The organism is Rheinheimera sp. KL1, from assembly GCF_001275035.1.
GTDB classification, from domain to species: domain Bacteria; phylum Pseudomonadota; class Gammaproteobacteria; order Enterobacterales; family Alteromonadaceae; genus Pararheinheimera; species Pararheinheimera tangshanensis.
In genome coordinates, this window is the sequence record NZ_LAMX01000027.1 from 154229 (window position 1) to 172962 (window position 18734).

Consider the following 18734-nt stretch of genomic DNA (forward strand, 5'->3'; position numbering starts at 1 on the left):
GCGCTGATGTTATTTTGTATCAAATTTACTAAATCAAAGCTTGGAAAAAGCAGTAGTTTTTATATTACTGCATTTTTGCTATCGCTGTTTTTTGCTCTTCCTTTACCAGCTATAGCGGCCACTGCCACTCTTGCAGATTATTTCCGTGAGAGCTGGAGTACTCGTCAGGGCTTGCCTCATAATACTATTAACAGCATTAGTCAGACTCCGGATGGCTATCTTTGGTTTGCAACCTGGGAAGGGGTAGCCCGCTACAACGGCCGTGAATTTAAAGTCTTTGGTCGTGAGCAACAAACCGGATTACCAGACTCTGGGATCCGTGCTTTGCACTTAGATCCGAAAGGCCGCTTATTGTTAGGTGGCTCCCGCGGCGGTTTGGCGCTTGTTCAGGAGCAGCAATGGCGACCTGTAGATGCGGTATCGTCCCTAGTGAATGAAGTGAGGGGAGATGCGCAAGGTCAGCTATGGGTTGGTACCGAGGGGGGCGGTTTATTCTGTCTGCAGGCTAATGGCTCCCGCCAACAGTGGACTCGTAATGAAGGCTTACCCAGTAATACAATTTATAGTCTGCTGCATGATCAACAAGGTGGGCTTTGGATAGGAACCGCCGAGGGATTAGTCTACCTGCATGATGGCAAGTTAACTCAGGTCGCCAATAGCCCAAAATCACCTGTTTTCGCTCTGGCTTTTTATAATAATCAGTTACACGTAGCGACTGAACGCGGTTTGTATCGGCAAGAGACTGAACACTTTGTTGTGGCGCAGCAAGAATTACAGCAGACGGCTATTTCCAAATTATTGGTGGATCACCATGGTGATTTATGGATAGGCACTGTAGAAGAAGGTATTTTTCGTTTAAGTAATTATGGTCTGGAACAGCTTACCGCTAAACATGGTATGCCAAATAATAGAGTCTTGGCTATCTACGAAGACAATGAGCACAGTATCTGGTTAGGGACCAACGGCGGTTTATTCCGTTTGCGTGACGCGCCTTTTTCCACTTTAAGTTCCGAACAAGGATTGCCAGATAATTTTGTCCGTACTGTGTTGCAACATTCGGACGGCGGCATCTGGATTGGTACCGCACGAGGCGTAGCGCGTTATCTTCATGATAAACTACTGACAGAACATAACCTCTTGCCTGAGCAATCCATACTAAGTCTGGCGGAAACAGACACAGGCGATGTGTTGATCGGAACTTACTCCTCTGGTGTTTTTCTATTCAGCAGCGGCAAGCTGACCAAGCTATTGGACCGTGATTCTGGTTTATTATCCAATGAAGTCAGAGCTATTTTGCCTTTGTCTGATGGTTCTATCTGGCTGGGCACGGCACAAGGGCTGAACTATTATCATCCTGAACAACAGATGCAAAGTTACACCACCAGGGATGGCTTAACGGCTGATTTTGTCGTGGCTCTGCATAAAATAGACGATGTACTCTGGGTGGGGACAGGTACTGGTGTCACTCGTTTGGTCAAAGGGGCCTTTGAGCCTCTGCAGCTGTCGCATTTAGATCAAACTGAATATGCTTTTGATTTTTATGAGCAAACTGAGCAAAAACTACTCTGGTTGGCCACAGACCGGGGCTTAGTGCGTTATCGTCTGGACACTGCGGAGTTGTCCCTGATTGGCCGCAAGGCTGGACTTCCTTTTGATAAAATTTTCCAGGTGCAGGCCGATCTGCACGGTAATTTTTGGCTGAGCAGCAATAGAGGGATTTTACGCATTAGTCAGCAGGACGCGAACGCAGTGGCTGAAGGTAAAGTCGCTTTTCTTGACTACGATTTGTATGGTGAAAGTGATGGCATGCTCAGTGCTCAGGCGAACGGTGGTTCAAATCCCGCAGCTATTCTGGCTCAGGATGGGGCTTTGTGGTTCGCCACAGCGTCAGGAGTAAGCCGGGTTCAACCGAAACGTTTAGCTGCTTTTGCTGAAGCTACCCCACCTGTGGTCCTCGAAGCCTTACTGGTGAATGGGGTCGCCCAAAAAATTGATGACAGTATTGAGTTACAGCCCGACAGTGACAGGGTGGAGTTACATTTCGCTGGTTTAGGTTTTGTGATGCCTGGCCGGATCCGCTATCGTAGTCAACTGATCGGCTTTGATGCCAACTGGCTGGACAGAGGCCAACAGAACTTTGCCGAATATACTAATCTGGCTCCGGGTCGTTATGAGTTTCAGGTGCAAGCTGCCAATCCTGGTGGGCAATGGAGTAAAGCCGCCCGTATAGAATTGATCAAGCATCCGTACTGGTGGCAAACCCGCAACTTTCAGTGGTTAAGTGCTTTCTCTTCGATAGCGCTGATCGTCCTGTTAGTGTATTGGCGGATTTCCAGTCTGCGTCATTCTGAGCAACGTTTAAAACGACAAGTTGCAGAGAAAACTGCGGAACTGCAGCAAAAAGCCAACAGTCTGCTTGCTGCAGATACCGAGAAGTCTCTGTTGCTTGAGCAGTTGCATCAACAAACCTTGGCTTTGGCATTGCAGGCCAGACAGGATGGTTTAACCGGTCTCGCTAACCGCCGTGCTTTTGATGAGGTATTAAGTAAAGAATTCAGCCGCTCACAGCGACTGAAACAACCTCTGGTGTTCGCTTTTATTGACATAGACCACTTTAAGAAAATCAATGATACCTGGTCACACAATGCCGGAGATCTGGCGTTAGTGGCGATAGCGGAAAAAATCCGCCAGCATTCCCGTTCAGTGGATTGTGCTGCTCGTTGGGGTGGTGAAGAGTTTGCACTTTTGATGCCATCTACCAGTATGGAGCAGGCTCAGTTAGTTTGTGAACGTTTAAGGCAAGAGATTATGGCTCTGGATTGGCAGGATATAGCGCCTGACATTAGTATTACGGTCAGTATTGGTCTTGCTATCAGTGATGAGTTAACGGATGCCAAACAGCTGCTCTTTTTAGCGGATCAGGCCTTGTATCAAGCCAAACAGCAAGGTCGCAACAGGGTTTGTGCCGCCTGAACCCTTGGAATGATTCGAACCTCGTTTATTTCAATAATGGAATCTTCTTTGTAAACTTCTCTGACCAGTTGCCATCGGTGGCAAAAATTGCTGTCAATCTATTGCTACCGGTGGCAAATGCGTTATTATGCTGTTTAAACAGGCATAAAGCTGTGCTCAAAGCAGAGCCTTTATGCAGGCAACATGGATAAACACATGCTAATACCTGATCTGAAAAAACGTTTTTTACTCAAAGCTGGTATCGCCTCTACGGCGCTGGCGCCTTTGCTTAGTTTTTCAGCCAAGGCAGCAGCTGCAAAGGCGATCGATCCCGTTTGGGCTGGTGCAGAGCAAATACTGCGGGATTTAAAACAAACCTCTTTTCCAAATCATGATTTTGTTATTACAGCCTTTGGTGCTCAGCAAAATCAACGTTGTGATGAAGCTATCGCCAAAGCTATCACTGCTTGTCATCAAGCGGGTGGTGGTCGTGTGGTTGTGCCTGAGGGAGTCTGGTCGACTGGTCCGGTGCATTTACAATCTAACGTCAATTTACACCTGCAGAAAAACGCCGTTTTATCTTTTGTCACGGATCCACAAGCTTATTTACCGCTGGTTTTTACTCGCTGGGAAGGGGTGGAACTGATGGGGTTTTCACCTTTAATTTATGCCTACCAGCAGCAAAATATTGCAGTAACAGGGGAAGGTATTCTCGAAGGTAACGCCAGTGGTGACAACTGGTGGCCATGGAAAGGGGTATGGAAACATACCCCATGGAAACTTGACCCTGCGACTGATCAAAAACCAGGTCGTGATCAGCTATTTGCTATGGCGGAAGCTGGTGTACCGGTTGAAAAACGTATTCTGGACAACAACAGGTTAAGACCACCTTTTATCCAGCCTTACCAGTGTCAAAGAGTATTGATTGAAGGTGTTACTATCCGCAACTCGCCCTTTTGGCTGATTAACCCAGTGTTGTGTAAGGACGTTGTGATCCGTGGAGTGAATTGCATCAGCCATGGTCCGAACTCTGATGGTTGCGATCCAGAGTCCTGTCAACGAGTGTTGATTGAAAATTGTCTGTTTGATACGGGTGATGACTGCATCGCGTTAAAGTCAGGCCGCAATGCCGATGGTCGTCGTTTAGCAACCCCGATACAACAAGTGCTGATCCAGGACTGTCTGATGAAATCAGGTCACGGTGGAGTAGTAATTGGCAGTGAAATCTCAGGGGGCGCTAAACAAATTTTTGCCCGCCGTTGTCGTATGAGCAGTCCGGATTTAGAACGGGGTTTACGTATTAAAACTAACTCAGTGCGTGGCGGTTTAATTGAGCAAGTTGCAGTAGCTGATATTGATATTGGTGAGGTCAAAGACGCTATCGTCATCAATTTCTACTATGAAGAAGGGGATGCAGGTCAGTTTTTACCTCAAGTCAAAGATTTAGATATCCGTAACTTCAGAGTGAAAAAAGCTCAACGTGCTTTTGAGATTCGAGGTTTACCCCGTTCTGGTATCAGCGGTATTCGTATGACGGATGTTAGCTTTGAACAAGCCAGTTTGGGTGTCTTAGAAAACGCCAGTGATTTTAAACTGAGTCATGTCAGCATGAATGGAAAACCCTGGACAGGACCTAAGTAAAACAGCTGAAGCGTATTTTTTTTACTCTATTTTGCCACCGATAGACAAGCTATATAGCAGGTTGAAAATGACAGAACTAACAAAAGGTTGTAGCCCACATATTGCCGATCCGGCCGCTATTCAGTTGAGCCTGTTACAGGTGCATCCACGCGACAATGTGCTGGTGGTATTACAGCCTTTAGCTTCAGGTCAGGCTTTGATTGACCCCTGGCAAGAAGTGCAGGCCAAAGACGATATTCAACCAGGCCATAAAGTGGCTCTGCAGCTAATTAAAAAAGGTGAGGCGGTGATCAAATATGGTTACCCCATAGGTGTTGCCCAACAAGATATTCCGGCTGGTAGCTGGGTGCATTCGCATAACCTGAAAACCTTATTATCTGATCAGATTGAGTATCAGTATCAGGGTTGTGAGGCTGAGAATTTCACTTTCCCAACCGAATTACCAACCCATTTTATGGGCTATCGCCGCGCCAATGGCCGGGTCGGTACCCGCAACGAGTTATGGATCGTAAATACCGTAGGGTGTGTCAATCGTGCGGCAATGAAAATAGCCGAAAAAGCCAATCAGCAATTTGCCGGTTTAACAGATGGGGTGTTTGCGTATACCCATCCATTTGGTTGTTCTCAGTTAGGTGACGATTTAAATCATACCCGCGCTGTATTAGCTGGCCTGATGCAAAACCCCAATGCTGGTGCTGTGCTGGTACTGGGCTTAGGCTGTGAAAACAATCAACTGGGGGCTTTACTCAAAGCCTGCCCCGAATTGGATCAAAGCCGGTTGCGCTCTTTTAATGCCCAGCAGGTTGAAGACGAGTTAGAGCAGGGCCTGGAGGCTGTTGCGGAGCTGGTGCAACTGATGCAGCAGGATAAGCGCACAGAATGCCCAGTGTCCGATTTAGTGGTCGGCATGAAATGTGGTGGCTCAGATGGGTTAAGTGGTTTAACTGCCAATCCGCTGGTCGGCCGTATTGCCGATTTAGTCTGCGCTGCAGGGGGTAAAGTAGTCTTGACTGAAACGCCGGAGATGTTTGGTGCTGAACAAGTGCTGATGAGCCGTGCTGTCAACAAAACTGTGTTTTCCGACATAGTCAGCTTGGTCAACGACTTTAAACAGTACTTTATCGACAACAAACAACCCGTGTATGAAAACCCAAGCCCAGGCAATAAAGCCGGTGGTTTAACGACCCTGGAAGAGAAATCCTTAGGTGCTATTCAAAAAGGTGGCTCCGCCAAAGTGACCCAAGTGATCCCTTATGGCGCTTTGGTGCAGCAACAAGGTTTAACTTTATTGCAGGGCCCTGGCAATGATGCGGTATCGTCCACGGCTTTAGCGGCCAGTGGCGCCACCCTGCTGCTCTTTACCACAGGCCGTGGCACCCCGCTGGGTTTTCCTGTACCTACAGTAAAAATCTCTTCCAGCAGTGATTTAGCCAAACGTAAACCGCAGTGGATAGATTTTGACGCCGGTGCTCTGTTGCAACAAGGCCAGAATGCGCAGGACTTTTCCTACCAGTTTTTCCGCGAGCTTATTGATATCGCCTCAGGTAAAAACACCAAAAACGAATTATCAGACAACAAAGAAATTGCCATTTGGAAAAATGGCGTGACCCTGTAAGGACTTTATATGGCCAACTTTAAACCTTTAGTACTTGATGACGACAGATTATTTCCGGCCGATCCAACAGTTCGCGCCATAGCCAGACGTTTGTATGCTGGCATTAAAGATTTACCAATTGTTAGCCCCCATGGCCATACCGACCCAAGCTGGTTTGCTAGTAATGCTAATTTTGACAATGCCACCAGCTTACTATTGCTGCCGGATCACTATGTATTCCGTATGTTGTACAGTCAGGGGATTTCGCTGGAGTCTTTAGGTATTCGCACTAAAGACGGCACACCGGTTGAAACGGATTACCGCAAAATTTTCCACACTTTTGCTAAAAATTATCACTTGTTCCGTGGCACACCATCCCGCATTTGGCTCGACAGCGTATTTCATGATGTCTTTGGTTTGGAACATGCATTAAACAGCGATACCGCAGATTTGTATTACGACAGCATCAATGAACAGTTAGTGAAGCCTGAATTTAAGCCCCGTGCTTTGCTGGATAAATTTAATATCGAACTGATTGCCACCACAGAAGGCGCGGTGAATTCGCTGAAACACCATGCGGCGTTAAAAGGCTCGGGTTATGAAAAACGGGTGATCACCACCTTCAGACCTGACGATGTAATAGACGCCGACCGGGCTGATTTTCTGAGCAATATCAAAAAACTGGCAGAGCAAACTGGTCAGGATACTCATAGCTGGCAAGGCTATTTACAGGCTTTGCGTATTCGTCGGCAGTTTTTCCGCGACCATGGCGCGACCGCTACCGATCACGGGCATCCAACCGCCAAAACTGCTAATTTGTCTGAAACTGAAGCAAGCAGCCTGTTTCAGCTCTGTTTATCTGGTAACGCCAGTAAAGAGCAAACTGAGTTATTCCGTGGCCAGATGCTGACAGAAATGGCAGGAATGAGTAGTGAAGATGGCATGACAATGCAAATTCACCCTGGTGCTTTCCGTAACCATAACCCGGCTATTTTCCAGCGTTTTGGTGCTGATAAAGGCGCTGATATTCCAAGTCCGACTGAGTTTGTCAGCAACTTGAAACCGCTGCTGGATAAATACGGCAACAATGCCGCTTTGAAAATAATCCTGTTTACCCTGGATGAAACTACTTATGCCCGTGAACTGGCGCCTTTAGCTGGTCATTATCCGGCCTTAAAACTGGGTCCAGCCTGGTGGTTCCATGACAGCCCTGAAGGTATGTTGCGATTCCGTCATCAGGTCACTGAAACCGCAGGCTTTTACAACACAGTCGGCTTTAACGACGATACCAGAGCTTTCCTGTCTATTCCTGCCCGCCATGATGTAGCGCGTCGTATTGATTGCCGCTTTTTAGCAGGTTTAGTGGCTGAACATCGCCTCAACGAAGACGAAGCCCATGAACTGGCGCAGCAACTGACCTATCAGTTGGTAAAACAAGCCTATCAGTTGGACTAAGGGATTAAGCATGAGCATTGATATTCCTCGTTTACAGCCAGCGTTACTGGAACAGCTGCAAGGCAAACTGAAATTGCCAGCCTATAACCCTTCCGCGACAGGCATAGGCATAGTGCATATTGGCCCTGGTGCTTTTTTTCGGGCGCATCAGGCCTGGTACACAGATCTCGCGCTGAAATATGGCGGTGACTGGGGTATTTCAGTGGTGTCGATGCGATCGAACGATTTGGCCAAAGCTTTAACACCGCAACAGGGTTTATACAGTCTGGTATTGCTGGATAAAACCACTGAATATCAGGTGGTCGGTTCTATTCGTGAGTTGTTAGTGGCAGCAGAACAGTACGAGCAGGTGCTGCAGCGTTTAGCGGCACCCAGTAGTTTTTATGTGACTTTAACCATCACCGAAAAAGGCTACTGCTTAAATGCCCTAGGTGAGCTGGATTTAACTCATGCTGATATCCAACACGATTTACAAAGTAACGTTAAAGCCCGATCTGCTATAGGTTTGCTGGTGCAGGCGTTATCTCTGCGTTTTGCAGCCAATGTGCCACCTTTTGTCCTGCTGAGCTGCGATAACCTGACAGACAATGGGCATAAACTCCGTAATGCAGTACTTACTTTTGCACGGCAAAAGCAACCCGCTTTAGCCAACTGGCTGGAACAGCAGCTGTTATGTCCCTGCACTATGGTCGACAGCATCACCCCCGCCACCGATGAAGAATTGCCTAGACAACTAGCCTCAGAGCTGGGTTATCAGGACAACTGGCCTATTAAACGCGAAAAGTTCTGTCAGTGGGTGATTGAAGATATTCTGCCAGCCCACAGACCAGCCTGGCATCAGGTTGGAGTGACTTACACTCAGGATGTGAAAGCCTTTGAGAAAGCCAAATTGCGGTTACTGAACGCACCGCATTCAGCTTTGGCCTATCTAGGCTCTTTGTGTGGTTTAGAAACAGTGTTTGATGCTATGCAGCAACCAGCGCTGCGCCAGTTTGTGCAGCAACTGGCGCAGGACGAAATTATCGGCTCTTTCCATGCGCCTGCAGAATTAAACCCGACAGAGTATAGCGTCGATATTTTCCAGCGTTTCGATAACCCAGCTATCCGGCACTTATTGGCGCAAATTGCCTGGGACGGTTCACAAAAACTACCAATGCGGGTTTTTCCTATCATTCTGGATAACTTAGTCGCGGGCCGCTCTATTCGTTTATTAAGTCGGGTTGTTGCCGGCTGGCTGTTGTTTATCCGGCTGCGTTATCAACAACAACCCAATACGGCCTTGGTCGACCCCTTAGCGAAAACCTTATTGGATTGCGCAGCGGCTTGCTCTGGTGATGCAGCTAAGGACACGGCGTTGTTTGTAGCTTTAGAGCAGGTGTTTCCGCCATCCTTGCAGCAGTCAAATATTTTTAAAGCTGAACTGGCGTCCGCTTACCAGCAGCTTTGCCCATTACTTTTATCAGCTCAAGGCACTGAAGTTGCCACTTTTTTACAGGATCTTGTGAAATGACCTCGTTATCTTCCTTACTCAAAGGTGGCTTGTTGTTACCTATTATTCAGGCCGAACAACCAGAGCAGGCTGTGGCTATTGCTAAGGCGATGCAACAAGGTGGGGTCACTGCAGTGGAAGTTGTACTGCGTACAGCGGCGGCTTTAGATTGTATCAGCGCTATTCGTGCTGAAGTGCCACAACTGTTAACTGGGGCCGGTACTATTTTGTCAGCCAAAGATGCTAACAATGCTAAAGCTGCTGGTGCGCAGTTTCTGGTTAGCCCTGCCAGTACACCTGAGTTATTAAAGGCCATGATCAACACTGAACTGGCTTTAGCTCCAGGTGTAGCCACTCCCTCTGAAATGGCGATGGCATTGGAGCTTGGTTTAACAGAGCTGAAGTTTTTTCCTGCCCATTTAGCTGGTGGCATTGAGATGCTGAAAGCTTTATCAGGTATTTTTCAGCAGGTTCAGTTTTGTCCGACCGGTGGAGTGCACTTAACTAATCTGGCTGATTTTTTAGCTTTACCCAATGTGTTTGTGGTTGGAGGCTCCTGGTTGTCTCCTAAAGAGTGGGTGCAACAACAAAACTGGAATGCTATCACCGAATTAACCCGCCAGTCTGTCGTAGTGGCTGAACAAAGCCGGGTAAGGCATAACCGAGTTGCCTGATAAGGATTGATCCATGAAACAAGTGATAATTTTTGGTGAATGCATGGTGGAGTTATTCCAGCTCGTGGATAACGTTTACCATCAGGCCTTTGCCGGGGATGTATATAACACGGCGGTGTATTGCAAACGCAGTGCTGCAGCACAGCTGAATCTGAAGTTTTTATCTGCAGTAGGCACGGATTTAGTCAGTGACAAACTGATTGCCCAGCTGGAACAAGAGAAACTTGACAGCTCGCTGGTGCTGCGCACTAAACAGCCCGGCCTGGTTTGTATATGATCAACACCGACTGCTTTGGTGAGCGTAGTTTTGTCTATTGGCGTGACAGCTCAGCTGCCAAACAAAGTCTGGCTTTGTTTAGACAACACCACACTGTCGAGCGGTTATTACCAGCAGATGTATTTTATTTCTCCGGTATCAGTCTGGCCATTTTGTCACTGGAGGATCGCACCTATCTGTTTACGCTGATTAAAGAGTTAAAAGCTCAGGGCGTGCAGATTGTATTTGACCCTAACTACAGGCCTGCGCTCTGGCCTGACGCTGAGATTTGTCGTACTAATTTCGATCAGGCTTATGCGTTGTCCGATATCGCCTTACCCGGTTTAGACGATCATAAAGTCTTGTATGGTTGCAGCAGTGCTGGCGATGTGTTGGCTCAATTACAGACGTTAGGTGTCAAAGAGATTATTGTGAAAAATGGCTCGTCTGGAGTGCTTGGTTACAGTGAAGGAGAAAGCTTTCAATGTCCTGCAGTTCCTGTAAAAAAAGTGATAGATACCACAGCAGCAGGAGATTCTTTTAATGGGGGGTATCTGGCGGGGCGGCTTAATGGCTTATCGCCTTTAGCTGCTTGTCAGTATGCTGCGACTCTTGCCAGTTTTGTTGTGGAGCACACAGGCGCCATTGTCACTAAAGAGCAATTCCGTGGTTTTTCCAGCCGTTTTAATTTGAGTACATTTAGCTAAAAGGAAATGAGTGATGTCTGCTGATCTGTCTTTGTATTTTCCAACCCAGGCTGATATTCCGACCCAGTGGCGACTCACAGCTCCGATAGAACAGCGTGACTATTTACTCAATGGTGAGCTCTGTCAGTGGCAGGGCGATTTAGCTCCTGTGTATAGTCCGGTAGCGCTTAGAAATAGTGCAGGTGAACTGACGCCTACTTTATTAGGTGCTACACCTTTAATGGACGAAACTGCCGCCAAAGCTGCGTTGGATGCAGCCTTAAAAGCTTATGATTTGGGCCGTGGTGTCTGGCCCTCTATGGCGGTGATGGAGCGAGTGGCGGCTGTAGAGAAATTCCTTGCTGCTATGCTGCTGCAACGTGAAGCGGTAATCCGTTTATTGATGTGGGAAATTGGCAAACCTTTACCGGATGCCGCCAAAGAGTTTGACCGCACCTGCGACTATATCCGCGATACGGTACAAGCTTTAAAGCAACAGGACCGCAGCGCCAGCCACTTTGTGATAGAGCAGGGCACTTTAGGCAAAATACGTCGGGTTGCAGTGGGCGTCGCACTTTGTATGGGGCCTTTTAACTACCCGCTGAATGAAACCTTTACCACTTTGATCCCGGCTTTGATCATGGGTAATACTGTTATTTTTAAACCTGCTAAGTACGGTGTGTTATTAATTCAGCCCTTGCTTAAGGCGTTTGCAGATTCTTTTCCACCAGGTGTGATCAACGTGATTTACGGTCGTGGCCGTGAAACTGTCGGTGCTTTAATGGAAAGCGGCAGCGTGGATTTATTTGCTTTTATCGGCACCAACAAAGGCGCCAGTGACTTAAAGAAACTGCATCCAAGGCCACACCGTTTGCGAGCTGTGCTTGGTCTTGACGCGAAGAACCCAGCCATAGTGCTAAGAGATGCTGACTTAGAATTAACAGTTAAAGAGGCTGTGGCCGGTGCGTTATCTTTTAACGGTCAACGCTGTACGGCGTTAAAGATCTTATTTGTTGAACGTTCAGTTGCCGATGCTTTTGTACAAAAACTGTCAGAGGCCATTAGTGCTTTGCAACTGGGTTTACCCTGGAGTGACAAAGTGCAAATCACTCCTTTACCTGAGCCTGGCAAAGTCGATTTTTTAAAGAGCTTAATAACTGACGCTCTGGAGCATGGGGCCAGGGTAATCAACCCTGAAGGTGGTCAAAGCTCAGGCTCGCTGATGCGTCCTGCTTTGGTGTATCCGGTGAACAGTCAGATGAGATTGTATCAGGAAGAGCAGTTTGGCCCTCTGGTGCCGGTAGTGCCTTATGATGATATCAGTGAAGTCATTCATTATGTGATTCACTCCGACTTTGGTCAGCAACTGAGTATTTTTGGTCAGGACGCACGGCAAATAGGTGAGTTGGTGGACATGTTCGCCAATCAGGTCGGGCGTATTAACATCAACAGCCAATGTCAGCGTAGTCCGGATAGTTTCCCTTTTACTGGCCGGAAAAACTCAGCGGAAGGCACCTTGTCGGTGGAGGATGCTTTGCTGCAGTTTTCTATCCCCACTCTGGTGGCCTGTAAATACAACCCTGAACAAATTGCGCTGATGAAAGAAATGATTAAACAAGGTTCATCCCAGTTTTTAGCCACAGATTTTTTATTTTAAGCAGAGGAAAAACATGACTTCGGCAATTGGCCTTGCTGAACACAATGCCCGGTGACACTTGTCTGTATCAGGCTAAAACCCAGACTTGTTTTCTGAGGCTTAGACAGATAAAAAGCTGTATAAAAACGAAGTCCCCCACCTCTGGAAAGGCTGGGGGCAATGGTTGATTAGACTTTAAAACGTTTCACCATATCCATTAAACGAGAGGCCATACCCGCCAACTCCTGGCTTGCGGCGTTGGTCTGATTCGCTCCGGCAGAGGTTTGAACTGCTAAATCTTTAATAGCGACCAAACTTCTGTCGACATCACGGGCGACATGAGCTTGTTCTTCTGACGCTGTAGCAATAAGTAAGTTACGTTCATTGATATGGCTGACCGATGTACAGATTTGTTCAAAAGCCTGCCCGGCTTTGTTGGCCATATCGACCGTATTATCGGCAAGCCCTGTACTTGCTTCTATCGATTGTACCGCTTTGACTGTACCCTGACGGATATGAGTGATGAGTTGCTCAATTTCTTTGGTTGAGTTTTGAGTTCTGTGCGCCAAAGCCCTGACTTCATCTGCAACTACCGCAAACCCCCGGCCTGCATCGCCAGCACGTGCTGCTTCTATAGCCGCGTTTAACGCCAGTAAATTAGTTTGCTCTGCCACGGCTCTGATCACGTCCAGCACCTGACCTATATTGTTGGCTTGAGTCGCCAGTTCCTGCACCAGTTCAGCGGAGGTTTTCATCTCAGTCGCCATTTTGCGGGTTTGGGCTATGGTGAGCCTCATTTCCTCAAGACTACGGCTGGCCAGTTCATTGGATTCTTTTGATGCATCAGAGGTCGATAAAGCATTTTGTGCCACATCCTCTACTGCAACTGTCATCTCGTTCACCGCAGTAGCGGCTTGTTGCAATTCAGCATTTTGCAGATCAAGGCCTTCAGTACTTTGTGAGGTGACAATACTTAATTCCTCGGCCGCTGATGCTAACTGAGTGGCGGTGTTATTAATTTGGCTGATGGTATCTTTTTGACTTTGTTGTAAATGCTGCAAGCCAGAAAACAGCGCTCCAATTTCATTTTTACTTTCAACCCGGATATGGCTGCTTAAATCGCCTTGCGCCATGCGCTGAAAGTGCTCGCCAGCCAGCTCCAGAGGCTGGATCAGCATTTTTTTGATCAAATACCAGCTCATCACTAAAGCGGCCAGCGCAATAACCAGAAAGATAGCGCAAAGAATAGCTGTCGCTGTATAGCGATCAGAAGCTTCCTTCATAAAATTACTGTTTTTGATGCTGGCTTCTTCAACAAATTTCGCCACCATTTCCTGGGCTTTCGCATTAGTGTCACGAGCTTCCAGATTGGCTGCAACATAACTTTCGCTGGTTCCGGTCTGCAGCTCTTTTGCAGTTTTATCGATAGCTGCAAAGTACAAAGTAAACACTTTTTGCATTTCTTGTACCAGCTCCTTATGGTCGCCTTTGAGACCCACTTCAGCGAAGGCGTTAAATTTCTCTATGGCTTCTTTTAGAAACTTTTCAGCTCGCTGGGCGCTGACTTGGGCTTTATCGTTTTGGCCGCCTTCTTTTTCGATAAAACCGCCAGCTAAGGCGAGCCTGCTGCGTAACAGCATGCCATAAACATCTGAGATAGGATTTACTTGTAAGACGGATAATTGGTACAGATCAGCCATACCTTCTTCACTGGCTTTGGCGCTGTTCCAAGAGTAAAAGCTCAATATAGCCATACCGGCACTGAACATCAGAAGAATGGATAAAATTATATTTTTCAAATACATATCTTTGAACATGGTTACTCCTTGTCTAGGATCTTTAGTCTGGCGGCTGAGCACTCTTTCTGGATACAGCACACTTCGTAACAGGTTTAATTACCTATTGTTTTTCTTGCATAAAATCGGATTCATCGCTACTCCTGATACTATAGAACATAATAGCCAACATAGAGATCCAACATTGTTATTCTTTGTTTCAGTTTGGATTTTGACAGATGCCGTTTTATCCGCTAAAACCCTATAAAGCGTCGCTTAATAAGAAATACTGAAGCAATAAACGTATCAAGTTTTAAATTAGTGTGCTTATGCTGCTGGTGGGCTCTCGGTGCCATAGAATAGTGTAAGCAATACAGATGATGCTTTGACATTTAATCTTTTATTTTAGTTACCTGTTTAATTTATTGGTTATTATGGTCGCTTTGTTATTGTTTATTTTTCTGCCTGTCGATCAATGGTTTTATCGGGCTTGTATCAAGTCATATTTTCCATTGGATGGTTAAATAATTTGGTTATTAAACGATGGTCAGTAAATAAATGCATTGAAATTGACATTTTTCTTTGACTTTTGGCAAAAATGATCTGACTGCCAGCAGTAAAAATAGTAAATAAGGGGACGAATTTGAACAATAAATATTGTGCTGCCGTTGGCTCGCTGATGCTGCTGAGTTCTGGAGCCCAGGCTTTGGAGTGGGATGTCTACGGTAAACTTGATCTGCAAGGCTTGTATGTAGATAAAGGCTTATACCGCTATGCCGACCAAGGTTGGCAAATTGAAGCGCCATTTACCAGGCTGGGGTTTAAAGCTCGCCAAGAGCTGGTGGATAATCTTGACCTGATCGTGGTTTATGAGTGGCAGGTTAATGGTTTAGATGAGGCCAATAAGGATGACAGATTAGGCAGTCGTAACACCTACATAGGTTTTGCCGGAAATTGGGGCGAACTGGTTTTTGGTAAAAATGACACCCGCTTCAAAAAGTCTGAAGGTAAAATAGATTTATTCAACGAAACCCTCAATGACATAGCACAGTTAAGTGCGGGGCAGGACAGGCTAGAGAATATTATTGGCTATCAGAGCCCCGTGATTGAAGGTTTTCAGTTGCAAGCTACGTACCAGACTGGCGCCAGCGATGAGGTCGCTGGTGGCTATGATTGGACCTTAAGTTATGGTGACTCAGGTTTTAAAGCTTACCCTTACTATTTTGCTTACAGTCAGGCGCGTGAGCTGAATAATATCGATGCTGAACGTATTCTGGCTCACTTTAAGCTGATGGAATTGTCTGGAGGTCAGTTATCGGCGGGTTTGATGTTGCAGCACAGTGAACATATAAGACGTAACGTTGAAGGCGATGCAGTGATGGCACAGCTTGCATATAAGCTTGAAGCTCTGACTTACAAACTGCAATGGCAGCAGGATGACAGTAAAATCCGTCATCCGGAAACTGGTACTTTGTGGAGTGTAGGTGCAGACTACGCCCTGAACAGTGAGATGGTGATTTATACCATGTTCTCTGCTCTGGATTTTGATACAGAGCAGGACGAATCTGCAGCTTTGGGTTTTAAATATAATTTTTAATCTGGTGTAGTGCTTGAAACGAAAACCCCGGTAAGCCGGGGTTTTTCTGTTTAAAAGAATGCAATGCTCTGGTCAGAAGTTGTCTTTTTTGCCAGCGTCTTTGGTAATTTTATCCAGATAGCCCATAGCAAAAGCTGAGACGACAAAGGTCATATGGATAAGCAGATACCACATAATTTTGTCATTGGGGATATTCTGGGTATCCATAAAAACTTTAAGCAAATGAATAGAGGATATAGCCACTATGGATGCAGCAACTTTGTTCTTTAACGAATTGGAGTCGAGTTTACCTAACCATCCGAGCTTTTCACTGTCACCATCAATATCCATGCGGGACACGAAGTTCTCATAACCAGAAAACATCACCATCACCAGCAAGCCACCAACCAGCGAAATATCAATTAAAGACAGTACGACTAAAATCAGATCGACTTCCTTCATGCTGAAAATAACAGGAATGATGGAGAATACTTCCTGAAAAAACTTCACACCAAGAGCCAGTAAAGCCAGACTCAGACCAAGATAAATAGGCGCCATTAACCAGCGGGTGGCGTACATCACCTTTTCAATTAGTTGTTCCATTGCAGCTCCTGTATTTTTAACGACTTCACTTTATGGGGGAAATAGTACGGAAATTCAAGTCTCTGGCCGTTTTACTTTACTGTAAAATATCGCACAATGAGCCCCGTTACCCGCAACAGTATCAGCACAGTGCACTGATGCTGTTAGTTTGTCTGGGCCTTTATGCCAAGGAATTTCTGAATGAAAAAAACACTGCTTACACTGGCGTTGTCCATCGCCACTTTTGCTCATGCCGACGAAGGCATGTGGCAGCCTCATCAATTACCTGAACTAGAACAACTCCTCAAAGAAAAAGGTCTGGAAATTGATGCCAAAAGTATTGCTCAGCTTACAGCCTTTCCAATGAACGCTGTGATTAGTTTAGGTGGTTGTACTGCCTCTTTTGTTTCTAATCAGGGGTTAGTCGTGACGAACCATCATTGTGCTTATGGCAGTATTCAGCACAACAGCACAGCGGCTAATAATTTGCTGGCTAAAGGTTTTTTAGCGAAAGAGTTAGACGAAGAATTACCGGCAGCTCCAGGGTCTAAAATTTTTGTGACTCAGCAAGTGACTAATATCACAGCGCAAATCAACCAGGAATTATCGCCTTCGCTCAAGGGCAAAGAACGTTTTGATAAAATTGACGAGCTGCGTAAAGAGCAAGTTGCTGCTTGCGAAACTCCGGGTTACCGCTGTGAGGTGTATAGTTTTCACGGTGGTTTAGAGTATTACCTGATCAAACAAATGGAAATTCGTGATGTACGTTTAGTGCATGCGCCAGCTTCAGGTATAGGTAAATTTGGTGGTGATATCGACAACTGGATGTGGCCGCGTCACACAGGTGACTACTCATTTTATCGTGCCTATGTCGGCAAAGATGGTCAGCCTGCTGATTTTAGCGCAGAAAATGTGCCTTTTACTCCACCTTCCTATTTAAAAGTATCTGCTAAGCCGCTGAAAGAAAATGACTTTGTAATGGTTATCGGTTATCCGGGCCGTACCAACAGATACAACACTGCAGCTGAAGTTGAAAACCAGTTCACCCAGGTGTTGCCCTTATCCAAAGCCTATCGTGAAGAAGCGATAGAGGTGATTAAACAATACTCAGCTGACGGCTCAGAAGCTCGGATAAAATATGAAAGTATTCTGGCGTCACTGGCTAATTATGCGAAAAACTTTGAAGGGATGATCGGCAGTTACCAGAAAGGTGATACTCAGCAACGTAAAGATCAGTTTGATAAGGCTCTGAATCTATGGATTAAATCCAGCCCGGCCCGTCAAGCGAAGTATGCAGCTGCGGTGCGTAATCTGCAGCAGTTGTTGCAAGAGGAACAGCAATATCAGCAGCGTGATCTCATTTTAGGTTATCTGAGTTATGGCCAATTATTTAACACTGCCAAACGTTTATATCGTTTAGCTCATGAGCAGCAAAAACCAGACGCAGAGCGTGAAATAGGCTACCAGGAACGTGATTTGGAGCGTTTTTCTGCCAGCATGAAGCGTTTGTCTCGCAGTTTTGATGCCAAAGTAGAACAAGAGTTGATGCTGCATTTCCTGCAACATTACGCCAAATTACCGGCTGGTCAGCGCTTAAAAGCTTTGGATGGTTATTTTGGTATAGGTTCTGCTGAGCTGGATGTCGCAGCGCTTCGCACCAAACTGGAAGGTCTGTATCAGGCGACTAAGTTGTCGGATGAAGTCGAGCGTTTAGCCTGGATGGGCAAATCAGTAGACGACTTTAAAGAGAGTGCCGATCCTCTGATCCAATACGCTGTTGCTATGTACGAGACCGATATCGCCTTAGAAAATGCAGAAAAAGAACACAAAGGTAAGCTAGCCGTGGTGCGTCCGCAAGTGATGGAAGCCATCATTGCGTTTAACAAAGCCAATGGCAAAGCAGTGTATGCCGATGCCAACAGCACCTTGCGTGTCACTTATGGTGCTATCAAAGGTTACCAGCCAAAAGATGCGGTGTCTTATCAGCCATTTACCACAGCTGCTGGTATTTTGCAGAAGCAAACGGGTATAGAGCCATTTGACGCACCGCAGGCTCAGATCGAAGCGTTAAAACAAGGCGATTTTGGCATCTACAAAGATGCGGTCTATAACCACCTGCCGGTCAACTTCTTAAGCACAGTGGATACCACTGGTGGGAACTCAGGTTCACCTACGCTGAACGGTAAAGCTGAATTAGTAGGTTTGTTATTTGATGGCGTGATTGAAGGCATCATTGGCAACTGGGACTATGACCCTGCCACCAACCGCTCTATCCATGTCGACAGCCGTTATATGCTCTGGCAAATGGAGAAGGTAGATGGCGCGACTAACCTGATTAAAGAAATGGAAATTGTGAAGGAATAATTGTAGATGTATGGACTCCCCTCCCTGCGAGGGATTATGGTGAAGTTGTCACAC

11 protein-coding genes and 1 pseudogene are annotated in these 18734 nt (G+C 46.3%); 10 read left to right on the forward strand and 2 right to left on the reverse strand.

The features are described from left to right. The first annotated feature begins 6 nt into the window (after window positions 1–6). The 8 genes and pseudogenes from WH43_RS16520 (at window position 7) to WH43_RS16555 (ending at window position 12404) form a co-directional block, all read left to right on the forward strand. Entirely contained in the window at window positions 7–2973 is a 2967-nt protein-coding gene (locus WH43_RS16520; protein WP_286049889.1) for a ligand-binding sensor domain-containing diguanylate cyclase, read from the forward strand. 195 nt (window positions 2974–3168) lie between these two features. Beyond that, window positions 3169–4593 carry a glycoside hydrolase family 28 protein gene (locus tag WH43_RS16525; protein ID WP_286049890.1) on the forward strand — a complete coding sequence of 475 codons (1425 nt, stop codon included), beginning with the start codon at window positions 3169–3171 and terminating at the stop codon, window positions 4591–4593. A 67-nt stretch (window positions 4594–4660) separates the two neighbouring features. After that, window positions 4661–6208 carry a UxaA family hydrolase gene (locus tag WH43_RS16530; protein ID WP_053425700.1) on the forward strand — a complete coding sequence of 516 codons (1548 nt, stop codon included), beginning with the start codon at window positions 4661–4663 and terminating at the stop codon, window positions 6206–6208. Between the two features lie 9 nt (window positions 6209–6217). Next, entirely contained in the window at window positions 6218–7642 is a 1425-nt protein-coding gene (uxaC, locus tag WH43_RS16535; RefSeq protein ID WP_053425679.1) for a glucuronate isomerase, read from the forward strand. Window positions 7643–7652: 10 nt separating this feature from the next. Continuing rightward, window positions 7653–9152 carry a mannitol dehydrogenase family protein gene (locus WH43_RS16540; protein WP_053425680.1) on the forward strand — a complete coding sequence of 500 codons (1500 nt, stop codon included), beginning with the start codon at window positions 7653–7655 and terminating at the stop codon, window positions 9150–9152. Next, window positions 9149–9805 carry a bifunctional 4-hydroxy-2-oxoglutarate aldolase/2-dehydro-3-deoxy-phosphogluconate aldolase gene (gene eda, locus WH43_RS16545; protein WP_053425681.1) on the forward strand — a complete coding sequence of 219 codons (657 nt, stop codon included), beginning with the start codon at window positions 9149–9151 and terminating at the stop codon, window positions 9803–9805. Before WH43_RS16540 ends, eda begins: the two co-directional genes overlap by 4 nt. 43 nt (window positions 9806–9848) lie before the next feature. Then, window positions 9849–10768 (forward strand): annotated as a pseudogene (locus tag WH43_RS16550) (sugar kinase). A gap of 13 nt (window positions 10769–10781) precedes the next feature. Beyond that, window positions 10782–12404, forward strand: a complete 1623-nt coding sequence (locus tag WH43_RS16555; protein ID WP_053425682.1) for an NADP-dependent glyceraldehyde-3-phosphate dehydrogenase — start codon at window positions 10782–10784, stop codon at window positions 12402–12404. Window positions 12405–12571: 167 nt separating this feature from the next. On the opposite strand, the gene WH43_RS16560 is transcribed toward WH43_RS16555, so the two are convergent. Next, window positions 12572–14200: a methyl-accepting chemotaxis protein gene (locus WH43_RS16560; RefSeq protein WP_053425683.1), complete on the reverse strand. Its 1629-nt coding sequence runs from the start codon at window positions 14198–14200 to the stop codon at window positions 12572–12574. 601 nt (window positions 14201–14801) lie between these two features. On the opposite strand from WH43_RS16560, the gene WH43_RS16565 reads away from it, so the two are divergent. After that, window positions 14802–15755: a porin gene (locus WH43_RS16565; protein WP_053425684.1), complete on the forward strand. Its 954-nt coding sequence runs from the start codon at window positions 14802–14804 to the stop codon at window positions 15753–15755. Between the two features lie 72 nt (window positions 15756–15827). On the opposite strand, the gene WH43_RS16570 is transcribed toward WH43_RS16565, so the two are convergent. Beyond that, a complete protein-coding gene (locus WH43_RS16570; protein WP_053425685.1) occupies window positions 15828–16337 on the reverse strand; it encodes a TIGR00645 family protein in 510 nt (169 codons plus the stop codon). Window positions 16338–16517: 180 nt separating this feature from the next. Here WH43_RS16570 and WH43_RS16575 point away from each other — a divergent pair, with 180 nt between their 5' ends. Next, a complete protein-coding gene (locus WH43_RS16575) occupies window positions 16518–18680 on the forward strand; it encodes a S46 family peptidase (RefSeq protein WP_053425686.1) in 2163 nt (720 codons plus the stop codon). Window positions 18681–18734: the final 54 nt, after the last annotated feature.